The sequence below is a fragment of the Sphingobacterium sp. LRF_L2 genome, from assembly GCF_965644235.1.
Taxonomy (GTDB): Bacteria; Bacteroidota; Bacteroidia; order Sphingobacteriales; family Sphingobacteriaceae; genus Sphingobacterium.
Genome location: NZ_CBFFRI010000007.1, coordinates 304,723 through 324,157, shown reverse-complemented (window position 1 = coordinate 324,157; position 19,435 = coordinate 304,723). Strand labels below are relative to the sequence as shown.

Here is a 19,435-nt window from a genome sequence, read left to right as displayed (position 1 = left end):
AAATGATGAGAAGAGATATAAATCTGATTTTAGGCTTTGCATTGTTGGTCTTGGCTTCCTGCCAAGCACAGCAAACGAGTAAGATTGATCGACAGGCTGTTGTCAGTAGACACAATGTGGTCAACCATACGATGGATACTTTAGCTTCCCTCACCGTGGGTAACGGTGTGTTTGCGTACACTGTGGATGCTACAGGAATGCAATCTTTTGCAGCATATTATAAAAATGGTGTCTCATTGGGGACCCAATCGGAATGGGGATGGAACAGCTTTCCAAATGATGAACATTACCGGTTTGATGAGACATTGCGATCTTATGATTTTAATCACGAGGGAAGAGACGCGAAATACAGCATTCAATATAAAGAAGGGGATCGGCATAAGGGAGCTACCGAGTATTATCGCGTCAATCCGCATCGTTTACAGTTGGGAAATGTAGGACTGGAGATTTTGTTGGCAAATGGAGAACGCGCTGGCATTGAAGATATTAAAAATGTGGACCAAACGTTGGAGTTATGGTCTGGGATGATTCACAGTAAATTTACGATAGAGAATGAACCTATTGAAGTCTGGACTGTTGCAAGCCCAACGCAGGATCGGGTTTCTGTTAAAATCACATCAGCATTGATGGCAAAAGAACGGATAAAAGTCTTCGTGCGTTATCCTTTTCCTACGGGTAAGTTTCTAGACGAAGCTGCTTATTTTGGTGAAGAGGACAAACACCAAACTGTCCTTACAAAATCAAACAATGCGTCGGCTTTAATTAAACATACATTACCGGGTAGTACCTATTTTACGAGTTTACATTACTCGCCAGGAGTTGTAAAGGAAGCAGCAAAGCACTACTTTACTTATGTCCCTTCAAAGGACTTGAAAAGTGTCGAATTTTCCTTTGCTTTTGCGCCTGAAGATAAATTTGGAAACAGCACAGCTTTTGCTGATGTACAAAAAGAGAATACTCTGGCATGGGAGCATTTTTGGAAAAGTGGTGCTGCGGTTGATTTTGCTGGTAGTACAGACCCCAGAGCGAATGAACTGGAACGCCGGATTGTGTTGTCTCAATATTTGACAAAAGTACAATGTGGGGGAAGTAACCCTCCGCAGGAAACGGGTTTGACATTTAACAGTTGGTATGGAAAGCCTCATACCGAGATGCATTGGTGGCATGGTGTACATTATGCGCTTTGGGGACGTCCTGAAATTATGGAACAAACGTTAACGTATTACTTTCGAACATTTGAAAAAGCAAAAGCATTGGCTGAAAGACAAGGATACAAAGGTGTGAGGTGGATTAAAATGTCCGATAATGAAGGTAATGAAAGCCCTTCATCTGTTGCTGCATTTCTGATTTGGCAACAGCCACATATTATCTACATGACAGAACTTGCTTATCGGGATAAAAAAGATAAGAAGGTGCTGGAGAAATATAAAGATTTGGTTTTTGCTACAGCCGAGTTCATGGCAGACTATGCTTACTATGATAAAACAAAAGATCGCTATAATCTAGGCTTGGGCGTTATTCCTGCACAGGAGGTTTTCAAGGCTGCTGAAACGAGAAATCCGACGTATGAAGTGGCGTATTGGGACTGGGCTCTCCGTATTGCACAAGAATGGAAAGAGCGGTTAGGTGAGACAAGAGTTGATAAATGGGATGATGTTATTCAGAAGTTGGCTCCTCTGCCTGTACAGGGCGATGTGTATTTAGCAACAGAGACAGCGACAGATTCCTATACTTTTCCGAAGTGGATGACAGATCACCCAGCAGTACTGGGCGCTTTAGGAATGGTACCCGAATCTCCGAAATTGGACAAAGCCATCATGCGCAATACATTGGACACCGTTTGGGCAAAATGGACTTGGGATCATACCTGGGGATGGGATTTTCCGATGACGGCAATGAATGCTGCACGGTTGAATTTACCAGAGAAAGCATTAGATGCTTTATTTATGGATATTCAGACCAATACTTATCTGAAGAATGGGCATAATTATCAAGATGGCCGATTACGTATTTATTTACCCGGAAACGGAGGGATACTTACCGCTGTTGCCATGATGTTGGAAGGTTGGGATGCATCTGAGGGGGAATGTCCTGGTTTTCCAAAAGATGGAAGTTGGACGATCAAGAAAGAAGGATTTAAAAAAATGCCTTAATCGATTAGCATGAAGAAATTACTGGTATTCATATTGGCGGTAAGTTTGGGAACTGCTGCCTATGCACAAGATTTTACGACAAAACAAGACGTGTTAAAACAGCTGCGGCTTGTCAACGATTACTTCATGAAAAAATGGCCTGATCCTTCCAAAACAATCGTAACAAACAAAGAACGGCCTGCTAATATATGGACACGTGGGGTTTACTATGAAGGATTGATGGCGTTTTATCACATTGACCCCCAAAAAAAATATTATGATTATGCTGTAGAATGGGCTGAGAAGCACGATTGGAAACCTGTTCGAGGAGAAATTTATACCCGTCACGCGGACAATCAAAATTGCGGGATGACCTATATTGATTTGTATCGTATAGATCCACAGCCCGTAAGGTTGGAAGCGGTGCAAAAAAACATAACATCTGTCATAAAAAGCGGGCGATCGACTGATTGGACTTGGATTGATGCCATACAAATGGCGATGCCTATCTATGTGAAATTAGGTGTAACGTTAAAAGATACGACCTATTTTAATCATATGTACAAAATGTATCAGCACATTAAATATGTTGAAGGTGGAAATGGTCTTTATAATCCCAAAGACAGTTTATGGTGGCGAGATAAGGATTTTGTTCCACCTTATCAAGAACCGAATGGTGAGGATTGTTATTGGTCACGAGGCAACGGTTGGGTGTTGGCGGCTTTAGCGCTGGTTCTGCAAGAGCTTCCAAAATCTGATCCTCACTATGCAGAATACCTGAACGATTTTAAAAGTTTGGCTGCAGCTCTCGCACCTTTACAGCGGACTGACGGCTTTTGGAATGTGAGTTTACATGATCCCAACAACTATGGTGGAAAGGAAACCTCAGGAACAGCATTATTTGTTTACGGAATGAGTTGGGGAGTAAATCATGGTATTCTGGATGCCAAACAGTATAAGCCAATTATCGCAAAAGGATGGGAAGCAATTGTGGAGGAGGCAATCCAGGCGAATGGATTCTTAGGATATGTACAGTCTACGGGTAAAGAGCCGAAAGACGGTCAGCCTGTTACTGTAGACAAAGTCCCCGATTTTGAGGACTATGGCTTGGGGTGTGTGCTATTGGCTGGAAGTGAAATATTTCAGCTCGTGCACTAATTAATCAGAAAATTCTTTTTTTAAGCCTGTGTATTTCTTGTAAAGAGACACAGGCTTGTTTGTTTTATAGGGAATTTTGTTCGAATCTAACATTCCTAGATAATTACTCACATACGAATAATTACCATACTTTGTTTCAAAATAACGCAATGTATATAGTGAGCTGATAAAGAAAAAAAATCAATAAAATTTTACTTTGGGATGCTTAAAAAACATCTTGCTAAAACGTGTTAATAGATTTTAACTGGTTGTGAAGCAGGACAGTACAGGATAATGAAACCGGTTGCAATTTAGATATTTGTTTAAGTCAGTTAATGAAGGTAGGACTTCCTGTTTTCGAATTGATGTAACCTAAGAAATTTTAGCTAACCAAAATGAAACAATTAAACCTAATTCGAGGGATTATTATCCTATTATTAGTTGTATTCAACTGTTCTGTACAAGCACAAGCACTCTTGTCGTTCCCTGGTGCGGAAGGCTTTGGCCGCTATGCAAAAGGTGCGCGAGGACATGCCAGTCCTAGTGTATATTTTGTAACGACGTTGGCCGATAGCGGTCCGGGATCCTTTCGTGACGCCGTTAGTCAGCCTGGGCGATTTATCATTTTCAAAGTAGGCGGTATTATTAACTTACAGAGCAATTTAGCAATTGCCGCCAATACCACAATTGCTGGGCATACTGCGCCTGGAGATGGCGTGGTACTCTATGGAAGAAAGGTGTCATTTAGTGGTGCCAATGAAACCATTGCTCGTTTTTTACGACTTCGTTTGGGAGTCAATGCAGGTGCAGGAAAAAATGATGATGCTTCGGGTATTTCAAATGGTCAAAACATCATATTGGACCACATGTCTTTTACATGGGGACTTGATGAAGTGTTTTCGATCAATTGGGATAACAAGGGGAATGAGCCTGATAATATCACTATCCAAAATAGTATTATAGGTCAAGGTTTGCATAGGCATAATCACTCGGCAGGAGGGCTTATTCAGACTAGTGGAAAGATCTCGATTATTAAATCGTTGTACCACAGTAACAAAACCCGTAATCCCAAAGTGAAGGGAATCAACGAGTTTGTGAATAACGTTGTGTATAATTTTGGCAATGCAAACACCACGTATCCCGATCATGCCATTTCAGCTGATGCCTATATCTTAGGGGGTGAATCCAGTGGCGAGTCGAATGTGATTATTCTTAATAATTATTTTGTCGGTGGGCCTTCCACACCACAGTCGAAGTCTACTCCTTTCTCTCGAGGGAATGGCAATTTCAATTTGTATGAAGGTGGGAATTACTACGATAATAACCAAAATGGACAATTGGATGGAACATTAATTCAGCCTACCGATTCCTGGTATCCCGGATTGGAGTTGTCTAACTTCAAAACAGCGGCCGATTATTCCGATTACCCCAGCATTTCGCCTAGCATGAGTGCAACTCAGGCTTACCAATATCTTATCGACAATGTTGGTGCTACCCGCCCAAGACGAGATGAGGTCGACCAGTTCTTTGTAACGGAACTGGCAAGCAAAGGTACGGCAGGGTTTTACACCTATCGTGAGTCTGATCTCCCTTTAATCAATGGAGGTCTCGGTCGAATGGATGCCGCTCCTTTGGAGGATGATACAGATAGCGATGGTATTCCCGATAGTTGGGAAGAAAGGCTTGGTTTGGATAAGTCGAATGCAAGCGATGCCCTACAATTGAGTCAAGATCCGCAGTATAGCGGTTACTTAAATATCGAGGTTTATTTAAATTTACTGGCTGGCGAACAAGAGGATGCGCTCGTACGCCCTGTGACGGGCTTGACAGCGACAGGCGAGTCTTTTGAAACAGAGACGCCCTACAGTCATGTAAAGCTTAGCTGGAAAAATGCACAGGAAAATACAGTTGTTATTGAACGATCTTCCGACCAACAGACGTGGTTGTTGTTGACAACTACGGCACAAAATGCTGTGGAATATACGGATGAACAAAGTTTGGTGCCGAATACATTATATTACTACCGACTGAAAGCTAAAAACGAAGAGGGAGAGTCTGTGTACGCACAGTTATCATTCCGCACTCCAGCAATACCAACTGCGCCTGTGGCAACGAGTCAACCTGCCCCTGCTCATCAAGCTTCCTCTGTCACATTAAATGCAGGAAGTCTGTTGTTGAGTTGGACAGGAAGTGACAATACCGCATATTATGAGGTTTTCTTTGGAGAAGATGCTGCAAATCTCAGCAAAATATCCACGGGACAGTTGACCGCGCGAAGCCTGACAATTCCTTCGTTAACAGATGATAGAACTTATTATTGGCGTGTTGACGCTATAAATGATAAGGGGATAGCAACAGGTACAGTATGGAGCTTCAAGACGGAGAAAATCTACCCACCCCAACTTATAGGGCATTGGAAATTTGACGAGACGTTGGATGAGGATCAAACGGTATTAATTGACCAGTCAACTTTTCATATGAATGGCGAATTGCTCCACAGGCCAGCAGAGGGTGCCAACTTAAGAAACAATGCCGGTATATCGGGTGGAGCGATTGATTTAGCACAGGCAGATTTTTCATCTTATGCGGCCAGCGTTCCACACGGCGACCACATGCTGTTGAATAATTCTTCGTTTACGATGGGGCTTTGGATGAAAGCTGCTGCTGAATTAAAGCCTGGTACGAATGAAAGTGCTTACATCGTTTGTAAAGGTTCGATCACTAAAAATACAGAAACCGGAGCAACGGGCAATAGGTTTAATATTGAGGTTAAGGGAGATGCGTTGCGTTTTGCTATAGATAATGATGCCTTGGGTAAAGATGAACTGTCTACGTCTTCTATACCTTACTATAATGGAGAGTGGACCTATTTGACTATTGTTCGAGATACGGAAAATAAGAAGCTAAAAATATACCGCAATGGACAGCTGGATAAAGAAGCGACTATAACAAAAGCGCTATCTGGTATAGGTGAAGCTTCTGATTTGGTCCTCGGGAATATAGGCTCATTGGAGTTCCTAAAACAGGGAACAACATCTGCACCCTATAAGGGGCAGCTTGATGAAGTCAAGCTTTTCAATTATGCCTTAACAGCAGAGCAGATTCAGGCTGAGTATATGGGCGAAATGGGGTTAACAGCGCCGCATACCCCTACGCCTTCAAGTGGTGCTGTCTCCAGTAAGGATAGCGAAATGCAGGTTTCTTGGCAAGGTGGGGAAAAGGCAACTCAATTTCGCGTTTTCAAAGGAACAGATGCGACGGCGCTTTCGCAGGTTGCAGAACTGTCAACAAGTGTTACGTCTTATCTTTTTGAAGGATTAACAGCTGGTACAACCTACTTCTGGCGTGTGGATGCTATAAGCGGTACGGAAACGAAATCTAGTGAAGTTTGGTCATTTACAACGACTGCCGCAAAACGTGAATTAGTTGGATACTATCCGTTCAACAATGCTGCAAATATTGGTGAAGACTTGAGTAAATATGCGAATCACGGCACGGCATTGGACTTCCCGAGTACGCCTTATGCCGAATCGGGCAAATATAATGGAAGTATCAACTACGCAACGGGAACCGTTATCACAACAAAACGTTTGGAAATTCCCGCAAAAGACAATAATCTCTTCGACAAAAACTCTTTCTCGGTTTCCTTCTGGATGAAAGGAGCGAGTAATACGTACACGGCATCGGATGTGAACAGTTATATTTTCCATAAAGGTACTTTTAGTAACCCGGGATTATGGTATGGTTTACAGGTAAGTCATAACGGTAACTTGGTATTTGCAGTAGATGATAACGTGACCAAGACTGACGTTAGCGCGAATATTGCTACAAATACTATTTTTAACAATGTTTGGAACCATGTAGTTGCTGTACGTGATCTAGAAAGCAAATCGTTGGTTATTTATGTGAATGGAGTCCGTGTTGCAACGAAAACGAATGTAATTACAGAAGCCATTGGAGATGCTTCTAAGCCCTTAGTGATCGGTAATTCAGCTGAGAATAAGTCGTATAGAGACCAACTGGATGAGTTGAAATTATATAATTACGCATTATCGGATGAAGAGGTAAAGAATGTATATAGCCAAGAAGTTCCTGCATTTAAAGTAGTCAATGTTAGCCCCTTAAATCAGGCGGTTGATCTTGATTACAAGAACGTCGATTTGGCTTGGGAAGGTAGTGAAGAAAGTTACAATGTATATGTTGGTGAAAGTGTCGATCAATTGACTTTGGTACAAGAGGACTTTCTGACCAATAGCTATTCTTTAAGCGGCTTGTCGTCTGGCAAAGTATATTATTGGCGCGTGGACGCTCTTCGTGATGGGGAGGCTGTACGTGGGGATGTGTGGTCGTTCACGACCAAATTTGCAGACCGGCAGTTGGTTGGTCATTATCATTTTAACAATCCGGATCGTATCGGAGAAGATGCTAGTAAATATGCAAATCATGGAACGGTGTATGATTTTCCGGCAACGCCCTATTTAGCAAGTGGAAAGAAAGGTGGTGCGATTAATTACGCAACAGATGCTACTCTCACGACGAAACGATTGGAAATTCCAGCCACGGAACAAAACCTGTTCGATCAGAAGTCGTTCTCTGTTTCTTTCTGGATGAAGGGCGCGAGTAACACCTACACAACCTCAGCCAACAATACCTATATTTTCCACAAAGGAACATTTAGCAATCCGGGCTTATGGTATGGGCTACAGGTCAGTCACAATGGAAACTTGGTATTTGCGATCGATGATAACGTGACAAAGACGGATGTCAGCGCAAGTATCGCAACCAATAATATTTTTAATAACAGCTGGAATCACTTTGTCGCTATTCGTGATGCGGATTCGCAGTCTATATTATTGTATGTAAATGGTGTAAGGGCTGCAACAAAAACAGGTGTCATAACGACTGTGATAGGAGATGCTTCTAAACCACTCGTTATAGGGAACTCGGCTGAGAATAAATCGTATCGCGATCAATTGGACGAATTCAAGCTGTATAATTATGCGCTTACCGATGATGAAGTGAAAAATGTCTTTCAGCAAGAGGTACCTGCTTTCAAAGCGACAAATCCGAACCCTGCTCATCAATCAACGGGGATTGAATACCCAGAAACAGTACTTTCTTGGGAAGGAGAAGAAGATGGATATAGCTTGTATGTCGGAAATACGGCCGATCAGATGCTTCATAAGCAGGATTTTTCGGAGGCGAGCAGTTATACTATGAGTGGAATGGAAGGGCAAACGACGTATTACTGGCGTGTTGATGCTATTCGTGATGGGGAAGTAGCTAAAGGTGATGTATGGTCTTTCCAAACGGCTAGTAAGGATAGAGAAAAACCATTGATCCAAGATCTCGCTTTGTCGGTACGTGAAGATGTCGCATTGGGGGCCTTACTTGGTCAGGTACATGCTGACGTTATCACTGGAGGTGTGTTGGAAAATTGGAGAATCGTCCGATTTGATGATCCGAATGGAAATGGTGTTTCTCCTCTCCGAATAGATCCAGTAGACGGTACGCTGTATGTAGAGGATCGGGAAGATTTTGATCACCTCTTAGGGAATACATTTACATTTGATGTACAAGTGGCCAATGGAGATAATTGGAGCGATAGTACCACACTTTCCATCCATATACTTGCCGTCAATACAGCACCATCTTTTGAGTTGCCATCAAGTTTAGCCATTTGTAATACAGGTGAAGAGCAGGAATTTTTGATTACTAATGTCAACCCTGGACGAGAAAGCGAACAAAAAGTGAAAATTACGCTCAGCACCGTCCAACCATTTTTGTTCAACTTGTTGGAGCTCGATTCGGTAAGTGCGACAGAGCGACGCGTACGATACCGCTTAATGGACAATGTACAGGGATTAGTCAAATTTGTTATAAAAGCGCAGGACAATGGTGGTGTGCAAAATGATGGCGTAGATTCCTATAGTACAGATTTAATCTTAAATGTAAATTCTCTTCCAACAGTTCATATTAGCAAGAATGGTCGACCACGAACTATGGCAGGTAAAGAAGTTACTTTATCCTTGGAAGAAGCATTCCCAGCGAATTATAGCTATAAATGGTATAAAGATAGTCAGTTGATTGGAGAGCAAGCTTTTGTTGTGGTTCAGGCGCAACAAGATGCACTGTATAGTGTGGAGGTAAGTTCGCCTCTTGGGTGCACAGTGATGGCCTCTACAAAACTTACTGCTATAACTAGCGACGAAGATATAGCGATCAAGGTGGGTAATCTTTTGACACCAAATCACGATGGAGTCAATGACGTATGGATGATTGAAAATTTAGAGCTCTTCAATGAAAATGAGGTGTTTATCTACAATCAATCTGGACAACTTTTGTTTCAGAAACGGAACTATCTAAATGATTGGAATGGAACGACATCGGGCAACAGATTAGCGACCGGCGTTTATCTCTACCGTGTCGTGGTGGATGGACAGCAATATTCCGGAACATTAAATATTGTGAATTAATTGGGAGAGGCGTATAGCACACGGGGTAACTGTTTTCTGAGTATGTTACCTCGTGTATACACCATTGGATAGATTAAATCTAAAAAAATTATGAAAATCGTTAAACTTAGGGTTGTTTGTGTGTTTGTTTTCTGCTGTTTACTGCTAAAGAGCTATGGTCAACACGCACCTATCGTATCACGCTTCTTTCAACAAGAATACCTTTTTAATCCGGCGTTGGTTGGTAATCGGCAATTGAAAGCGGTGGATGCTTCATTACGGAGGCCTATCGGACAGAATAAAGATATTATGCGGGAGAACTACATATATGGTATGTATGGATTTAACCGACATGGTGTAGGATTGGGCTTCAATACAAATGCAAACGGTGCGTTCAAACACACAGAGGTAGGCATGGCCTATGCATTACATTTACCTTTAGATGGTGAAAAGAAACTGTTGAGCTTTGGTACTGCTGCACAATATGAAAAGGATCAAATTGATATGAACAAAATCGTTGGTGATGTAAACGACCCAATGATTGCCTATTACAATAGTAAAGGAGATCGTTTTGATCTAAACTTGGGATTGGCTTATACCTCCGAAAGGTTTGCTGTGAATGTCGCTGCAAATAACTTATTTACCGCGAAGGATGACTACCTATTGCAACTTACGCCTTCCTGGTATGCGAATATGAAATATGTAATCCCTGTTCAGGATCTTGCAATAACACCGATGGCTGCGTACCGGCGGATGAAAGGGACCGGCGATGTATACGACTTTGGAACCTCTGTTTCTTGGAATGACTTATTCGCTTTATATGCTGTATATAATACGGAAAATATGCTAAGTCTAGGTTTGTCAACCCGTGTTCACCGCTTCCAGCTCCAGGTAGGCTATATGACACCTACATCGCGCGTCAGCCGCATAGGTAGCCAAGGTATAGATGTGGGACTTCGCTACAGTTGGAAGTAAATAAACCTAACAGTAAAAGCAGGATAGTACAGGATAATGAAACCGGTTGCGTTTCGTATTATTGTCATAACCATAGAGAAATCTAAAGAAATTAAAATAAATAGCTAACCAAGTTAGATAAACTAATCAATTGTATGAAAAGACTCTTTATATACATTATCGGTGTATTTTTGGCCGGTTTCGTATCGTGTTCTAAAAAAGAGCTGGTTTCCCATTACGAACGTCCCGATTGGCTCAAAGGTAATGCCTGGGAAGTGCTGGAAGGCCGGGGGAATTTTACGCAGTTTTTGAAGGGGGTGGAGCGCGCCGGTTTTAGAGAAGTATTGGATGGAAAAACAATCACCACGATTTTTGCCCCTACTGATGATGCTTTTTTACAGTATCTTTCCAAAAATAGCGCTACCGATATCGACCAACTACCCCTAAGACAGCTCAAGAAATTAATAGGTTATCATTTGATCTATTACTCTTATGACAAGCTAAAGCTACAAGATTATCAGCCAAAAGGAAGCGATAATGTAGAACCTAATTTAGCGGGACTTTATTACAAGCACCGCTCAAGAAGTCAAGATAGTATTTCGTTGGAATTAGATAAATCGGATGGAAAAACCAAAAAAGTCTATCATAAAGATCGATTTGTTCCTGTATTGTCGAATATACATTTTCAGACCAAAGGCATTGACGCTACATCGAACTATGAATATTTCTTTGGAGCAGGCAGTTGGAAGGGAAGTGGTGGGTTTAATGTGGCAAATGCTGCTGTTTCGGAATATGCTATTCCTGCAGATAATGGCTATGTCTATGTTATAGATCAGGTGTTACAACCTTTGCAGACAGTTTATGAAACGCTTAATGCAAATGCGGAATACCGGGACTTTCTAGGTGTTTATGATCGTTATCGCACGTTTACCTACGATGAACAGACCAGTGCGAACTATGCGGCAGTGGGCGACTCTTTATTTAACGTGAGTCACGGCATTTTGCCAAGTATTGCTTCCGAATGGACAACATTTGGATTTACAGGGTCCTATGATTATTTTGATCTTGCAGGATTAACTTATCGTGCATTTAATGTCTTTGCACCAAGCAATCAGGCCTTGCAGGCATTCTTTAATACATATTTTTCGCCCTATTACAAATCGTTGCACGATGTCGATCTGCTGCCCTTGGCCATGTTGATGTATAATCACGTGTATACCGGTAGTGTTGTTTTTCCATCGGAAATAGGAAAGAATCCAGATATTAAAACGTCGTTTGGTTCACCGATCGTATTTGACCCACAAGCAGATGTCAAAAGTAAAGCCTTAGCCTCTAATGGTGCCTTTTATGGATTGGATAGGGTATTGGTACCACAGATGTTTAACAGTGTCACCGGACCTGCATTTCGCAATCCAAAATACAAGATGTTTATGTATATGTTGTATAAATCTGGATTGTATCAAACGTTAGCCAGTGAGAATATTGACTTTACTTTGTTTATACCCTCCGACGAGGTGATTTTAAATACCTTGTATGCTGATAGCTACATGTTTTGGACAGAAGGTAACCCACTGATTTTTGGGGATGAATCTGTTCTTATCCTAAATACAGATGGGGTTTATGTCGAACTATCGCAAAGACAGCAAGAACTATTTGTATCCGATCATATTGCTTACGGCAAAATAACATCATTGCAGGGAACCGACGTATACCGTACGCGGAATAATTATTCATATCTCTACGTCCGCAATGGAAAAGTTTATTCAACAGCCGCATTTAATACAGGTGAAGGAGTGAATGTGACTAACATCAGTGGCAACTGGTACAATGGTAGCAGTTATGAAACTGCAGTTAGTTTGATAGGAGAGACAGGAACAATTAAGTTTACTCTTCTCGGTGCAGAGACAGCGAGTAATCCGTTGAATAAATATGCCGAGTTTTCGAAACTGTTGGCAAAGGCGGGATTGATGGTAACCGGCAACTCGCTATCGTTCTTATTTGGTAACCGTTTTCTTTTGTTTGCGCCGGATAATCAAACAGTGTTGGATGGTCTGTCCAACGGCAGTATTCCTACAGATAATGCGGCACTGGCCGAGTATCTAAAGTCCTATTTTGTATCTGTACCTGATAACTCCTTAGGCGATTACCCATTTCCTGGATTTGGCGTGCAGGGGACGTGGAATACCGCACTACGAACCGGTTACAATGAATATCGACAGCTTACCTTGACGGATAATGGTACCAATCTAACGATAAAAGACAAGGATGATACCGTTATTCCAGTGCAAAGCGTATTGCCTCAGGTGTTTGCTGATGGGGCTGTTTATCAGATTAGTACGTTGCTGAAAAAGTAAACCATTAGAACTAAATTATTAGAAATATCATTTAAAAAGAAGAGTAAATGAGGCGACATCTATTAACCCTAATTGCCTGTTTTGGAGTCTTTTTCTCTGCCTTTGGTCAACAATCGAAGGTATTGATAGGCTTGGTTAAGGGGGAGAACAATCAACCACTGCACGGAGCCTCTGTGTTTGTGGAAAACAAAGACAATAGAAACTTAAAAGGAGCATCAACGGATAACGTTGGGCAATATAGCGTGGAAGTTCCTGCAGAGAAAGATCTGACTATTGTTATTGCTTGTATAGGCTATAAGTCAACACGTATTAGTTATACGGGACAGCCGAGTGTGAATGTAGTGTTAGTCCGTGACGACAAATCTATTGAAGAAGTTGTCATCACACGTGAAGGCGCAAACACGAAAAATAGTATGGGGATATCCTACCGGAATCAGGTCTCCGCCACCGAGAAGTTTGAAATGAAAGAGTTGGAAACAATGCCATTTGCTTCTATCGAAAGTGGTCTTCAAGGACGTCTCGCGAATGTGGATATCATATCGAGTGCAGATCCCGGTGCACGGAGCTCTATCCGGATCCGTGGTACATCTTCGTTGAATGGAAATTCCGAACCGCTTATTGTGGTGGATGGTGTGCCTTACCCAACGTCTATTGGCGACGACTTCAATTTTTCAACGGCCAATGATGAGGATTTCGGAGCACTTGTAAATATTTCTCCAAATGATATCGAATCCATAGAGGTATTAAAAGATGCTGCAGCTACGGCAATCTGGGGGTCTAAAGGAGCAAACGGTGTCTTGTTGTTTACAACGAAGAAAGGACGTAAGGGTAAAACACAATTTGCTTTTTCCAGTAAAATTGATGTGAAGAAGGAAGCGGAAACAATTCCGATGTTGAATGGCGGACAATATGTGGCAATGGTTCAAGATGCGGTTTGGAACTCCGTAAATGATCTGGGATACGAAACGGCACTACCTTATTTGAGTCTTTTATACAATACGAAGGAGATAAACTATGATCCGTCCTGGGTTTATTTTGATGAATACAACCGTAATACTAACTGGTTGGATGAGGTAACGCAGATTGGCCATTTCGAGGATAATTCACTGTCCATAAGTGGTGGTGGTGATAAGGCAACATATCGGGTTTCTCTCGGCTTTCTGAACGATATCGGAACGACTAAAGGCACTAAATTAAACCGCTATAATTCGTTGATCAGTGTGAATTATAAATTCTCCAATAAATTCAATATCAACGCGGATATGTCCTATTCGGTGAGTAACAGAAATAACTATTGGACAGGAAAGGTAGCTACTCCTCGGGAGATGGCGATGAATAAGATGCCCAACATGAGCCCTTATGTGATCGATGACTATGGATACTATACGGATGAATATTTTACACCAAGACTTAATTTTCAAGGATCCTTTTTAGGCGATGATAAAGGCAGTATGTATAATCCGGTGGCTATGGTTAATGAGTCCATCAATAAAACGTTGGGGGAGCAGGCTCGGGTTATTTTCAGAGCCGTTTATCAGGTACTTCCGTCTTTGCAGTACACCGGTACAGTTGGTTTTGATACCCGATCGACAAAAAATAGAAAATATTTGCCTCAATCCGTTACTGGCGTTATTTGGACCGATCCTTACTTCAATAGAGGCTCCGATATGTTGTCGGACGAACTGCATTTGAATACGGAGAATAAATTCATATTCAATAAGAGATTTGCTACACATCATAATATCATTGCCACAGCTTTATTGCAGACGAATGAATCACGTAAATTTAGTTATGCGAGTGAGACTTCAGGAAATGCCTCATCGTCCTTAAGTGACCCTACTTCGGGGGCAGCGGTAGTGTCTATGGGATCGGGTAATTCATTGGTTAGAAGCATCGGCGCAATATCGAGTTTGCATTATGCATTTAGAGATAAATATATTCTAAGTGGAACTTATCGTTGGGAAGCCAATACAAGTTTATCTGCTGAACATCGTTGGAAAGGATTTCCTTCATTGGGAGCCGCCTGGCATTTTGGTGATGAGAAATTTATCAAAGAACTTGGTTTTCTGGATATAGGAAAGTTGCGTGCGAGTTGGGGACGTACGGGTAATGCTCCCTCAGGAGCCTTTACATACCTAGGTGTATTTCAGCCAATAACACCGGGCTATATCGATATGACGGCGATAGGACCGGCATCTATTCAATTGGATAATTTGAAATGGGAAACTGTTACCCAAACGGATTATGGTATTGACTTGGCCTTTTTCAAAAATCGTTTGACAATTACCGGAGAGCTGTACAAACGTGTTACAACGGATTTACTGCAAAAAGATATAGAACTCCCTGCTTCTACGGGTTTTGCGAAGATGAAGTATTACAATTCTGGAAAGATGGAAAACAAGGGCTGGGAATTGATTCTTAATGTGGAAGCTGTAAGACAAAAGGATTTTAACCTTTCTTTTAATTTAAATTTCTCGAAAAACAGAAATGAGGTGTTGGAGTTACCTGACAATTTGCAATTTGAGAATTATACATTCAAGAATGGATCATATGCACATAAAATAGTAGAAGGTAATCCTTTGGGTTCTTTCTATGGTTACCGTTATTTAGGCGTCTACCAGAATGAACAGGAGACCTATGCCAAAGATCTGAACGGAAATTTGATTTATAACCTGGAAGGAGAACCTATTGTCATGAGCAATGGTAATCGCAAAGTTTTCGCCGGGGATGCGAAATACCAAGATATCGATGGAAATGGGGTTATTAATCAATACGATATCGTGTACTTGGGAAATGCAATGCCGCTATTTACTTCGGGGGGAGGTTTTAATGTGCGCTACAAGGCCTTTACTTTAAGCACCTTTTTACACGGACGTTTTGGTCAAAAGGTGGTTAATAATGTCCGTATTAATACCGAAAATATGTTTGGCACTTCCAACCAGAGTACGGCAGTCTTGGGCCGATGGCGAAACGAAGGCGATGATACAGATATTCCACGTGCATTGTATGGTGAAGGGTTCAACTATTTGGGGTCCGATCGCTTTGTGGAAGATGCTTCTTTTGTTCGTCTAAAAATGATTTCTTTGAAGTATTCGCTCCCTAAATCTTTTATTGAACGCTTTGGCATCAATCGCTTCGATGTTTTTACGACCATCCAAGACGTGTTCACTTGGACCAACTATTCGGGACAAGATCCTGAGGTGAACTTGAGCAGTAACATTTACATGCTCAGTGTAGATAATGCCAATACGCCTAGACCGCGTCGGTTTGCATTGGGTGTAAACGTTAATTTTTAATTGTTTAGTTATGAGAGTTTTCTGTAAAATAATAGCGTTCGTTTTTCTTTTAACAGCATCGTCTTGTCAAAAATGGCTCGATGTGAAACCGCAGAATGAGCAAGTAAGTGATCTGTACTGGTCGAACAAAGAAGAAGTTGAAGCAGTCCTTGGTGCCGCATATGTTAAGTTACAAGGAACCTTGGAAACGATGTTGATCTGGGGAGAGGCACGCGGAAATACGCTGAGTCTAGGTGGTTACTTAAAAGCTGATCTGACGCGAATTAAGAACTTCTCGGTACTTCCGAGCAATGAGTACGTGAAGTGGAGTAGCTTTTACCAGATTATCAATTACGCCAATATGGTGATCAAATATGCACCGGCGGTTATGGATAAAGATCCTTCCTTTAATCAAGCGATGATGCAGTCTTTTCTTTCGGAAGCGTATTATTTACGTGCTTTGAGCTATTTCTATGTCGTACGCACTTTCGGCGAGGCTCCGCTTATTTTGGAGCCCTATATGAACGATGAACAGGCCTACGAACTGGCAAAATCGCCTAAAGAAAAGATCTTCGAACAAATCGTTTTCGATTTGACAACAGCTTTGGAGAGCGGTAAAGAAGTGTGGCCTACGGTATGGGAAAGTAAAGGTCGATCGACCAAATGGTCTATCCATGCACTTCTTGCGGATGTGTATCTCTGGATCGAGGATTATGATAATGCGATTGTGTCTTGCAATGCTATTCTAGAATCGGGAAAATTTGGCCTGCTACAAGGCGTTGTAAACAACAAAAATAATTGGTTTAACATATTTAGTTTGGGCAATAGCAATGAGAGTATTTTCGAAGTTCAATTCGATAATACGAAAGCACAAACGAATAAGCTCACAGCCATATTTGGTAGCGAATATAATTGGATCATATCACCTTATGCTATTTCGCTTTTCCAAGAAAATACAGAAGATATCCGTGCTGCTGGAGCAACGTATCAAGCTTCTGATCTGAAATTATGGAAATATTTGGGTGCCGAAGCAAATACGACCATCGCACGAAGCTATAGTGACCAAAATTGGATTGTTTACCGATTGGCGGACGTGTATTTGATGAAGGCTGAAGCGTTGATTATGAAAGGAGAATCTTTTTACTCTTCTGCACTTGAGTTGATCTCTACTATTCGGATCCGCGCAGGAATATCCCGACCATTGGATGCTGGAACAACCGAATTGGAAATGCTTGATGCATTGCTAAAAGAACGGTCAAGAGAATTGTTGGGGGAGGGCAAATGTTGGTTTGACCTTCTTCGGATAGCAAAACGCAACGATTATAAATACAAGGATTATTTTATCGAGCAAATATTGTTGGGCGTAGCGGGAGCATCTACACCGGTGATACGGTCGCAGTTGATGAATGTCAACTCGCATTATCTACCTATCCATTCAGACGAACTCCGGTATAACAAATTGCTGGTACAGAACCCTTATTATGAAAATTTAAATTAGTAGAAATATGAAAACGAAAAAAACTGCATGCAATAGGTTCTTCTTGTTTTTTCTAAGTCTTCTAGTCTCTTTGATCTCGGCTTGTAGAGACGATTTCGAAGGAGAGACATTTACGGCCTATGAGGAGACTCCCATAGCAACCTACTTGAAAAGCAATCCTGAAAAGTATGCCTTATGGGTTGAAATTCTCGAAAAGGCTGATTTGTTTAACACGTTAAATCTAAGTACAGTCTACACGCATTTTGTGCCAAGTAACGAAGGTGTAGAGCGCTATTTAAAAAAGATGAATTTGAGCTCAGTGGCGGAATTGAGTAAGGAGGATGCAAACTATTTGGTTCGCTACCACTTGATTCCAGCCTATGCAATAGATCTTGGTCAATTTCAGGCGGGTTCTATCAATGACCTGACAGCAACCGACGATAACTTATTTGTCGAATTTCGTGAAGGAGGGCTGGAATCGATCTACCTAAATGGTGAATCTCGTTTTAATGCGTTTGATATCAAAGCAACGAATGGAATCATTCACGGAATTGACGATGTCTTGACGCCATTGACGGCTACTGTAGCCGATCGTATCGCTGTACAGAAATATAGCTTGTTTAAAGAGATTGTGTCGCTAACAGGATACGAACAACGTTTAGCCACAGTTTATACAGAAGGTACTGATGCATTGGGAAATCCAATACAACAACGGTTTAAATATACGGCATTTGTGGTGAGCGATGATGTATACGCGTCGGAAGGAATAAATTCATTAAATGACCTATTGGTCAAATTGAATGTCTCTTCAGGCAGCGATTACACCAATGTGAACAACGGACTGAATAAGTATGTCGCTTATCACCTGATGGATCAACAGCGCTCTTTTGCGGATTTGGGACAATTCCCCACCGGTACCAAGAAAATGAATCTAGCAACTATGGCCCAAAATGAGCTCGTTAAAATTTCTGAAGATGGTACAGGTTTAATCATCAACGAAGATGTAAAGACGAATGCGGCAATTGGCTTTTTGGAAACCAATATTGCCTGTAAAAACGGTGTTGTACATGAAGTTGATAACTGGATGCCGTTGTTTCTACCGGAACAGGTTTCTGTGGTTTGGGAATTTACAGATTACCCCGATATAGCGGCGAATGTCACACAATATCGCAACAAGTCCTTGGGAAGTCAGTATAATAAAACTTTCCTAGCGACCGATTTGACCAGTATAACTTGGTTGTCGCAACCTGAATCTAAGTCTAATGTGTTGATTTATAGGAATAACAGGAGCGCTGATGGGATTTTTTATACAGGAACATTAAACTATGATCACCTACGCGTGGAATTGGGTGAATCGGGTTGGATACAAATGAAAAGTCCGACGATTGTACGTGGAAAGTATAAAGTGAAGCTCGTTTGGCCGAGTACAAAGTACACATCAAGTACAGGAATTTGTGCATTTGTATTAGATAATGTGATGATCTATCCGCGCCTGATTATGTCAAATACAAGTGCCGATAAAGTAATGACGCAAGAGTTTGGCACCATTGAGTTTCCTGAAACGACTGACCACACGTTACGTATCCTTTCCTTGGATGGGAAGTTGCTGACGCTTGATTACATACAATTTGATCCAGTAGAATGATTCAAT

At 41.5% G+C, this 19,435-nt stretch carries 8 protein-coding genes; all 8 read left to right on the top strand.

Going from position 1 to position 19,435, the window contains the following annotated elements; all coding sequences use genetic code 11:
• Window positions 1-2 precede the first annotated feature (2 nt).
• The 8 genes from ACSZOX_RS15950 to ACSZOX_RS15915 all read left to right on the top strand — a co-directional run bounded on the left by ACSZOX_RS15950 (window position 3) and on the right by ACSZOX_RS15915 (window position 19,429).
• The gene (locus ACSZOX_RS15950) at window positions 3-2,153 is read left to right on the top strand and encodes a hypothetical protein (protein WP_437921068.1); all 2,151 of its coding nucleotides are present in this window, start codon (window positions 3-5) and stop codon (window positions 2,151-2,153) included.
• A gap of 9 nt (window positions 2,154-2,162) precedes the next feature.
• Window positions 2,163-3,290: a glycoside hydrolase family 88/105 protein gene (locus ACSZOX_RS15945; protein ID WP_437921067.1), complete on the top strand. Its 1,128-nt coding sequence runs from the start codon at window positions 2,163-2,165 to the stop codon at window positions 3,288-3,290.
• Window positions 3,291-3,664: 374 nt separating this feature from the next.
• The gene (locus ACSZOX_RS15940) at window positions 3,665-9,745 is read left to right on the top strand and encodes a LamG-like jellyroll fold domain-containing protein (protein ID WP_437921066.1); all 6,081 of its coding nucleotides are present in this window, start codon (window positions 3,665-3,667) and stop codon (window positions 9,743-9,745) included.
• Between the two features lie 90 nt (window positions 9,746-9,835).
• On the top strand, window positions 9,836-10,699 hold the full coding sequence (locus ACSZOX_RS15935) for a PorP/SprF family type IX secretion system membrane protein (protein WP_437921065.1): 864 nt from the start codon (window positions 9,836-9,838) through the stop codon (window positions 10,697-10,699).
• A 134-nt stretch (window positions 10,700-10,833) separates the two neighbouring features.
• A complete protein-coding gene (locus ACSZOX_RS15930; RefSeq protein WP_437921064.1) occupies window positions 10,834-13,032 on the top strand; it encodes a fasciclin domain-containing protein in 2,199 nt (732 codons plus the stop codon).
• Window positions 13,033-13,079: 47 nt separating this feature from the next.
• On the top strand, window positions 13,080-16,328 hold the full coding sequence (locus tag ACSZOX_RS15925) for a SusC/RagA family TonB-linked outer membrane protein (RefSeq protein WP_437921063.1): 3,249 nt from the start codon (window positions 13,080-13,082) through the stop codon (window positions 16,326-16,328).
• A gap of 10 nt (window positions 16,329-16,338) precedes the next feature.
• Entirely contained in the window at window positions 16,339-17,805 is a 1,467-nt protein-coding gene (locus ACSZOX_RS15920; RefSeq protein WP_437921062.1) for a RagB/SusD family nutrient uptake outer membrane protein, read from the top strand.
• 7 nt (window positions 17,806-17,812) lie between these two features.
• Window positions 17,813-19,429: a fasciclin domain-containing protein gene (locus ACSZOX_RS15915; protein WP_437921061.1), complete on the top strand. Its 1,617-nt coding sequence runs from the start codon at window positions 17,813-17,815 to the stop codon at window positions 19,427-19,429.
• Window positions 19,430-19,435 lie beyond the last annotated feature (6 nt).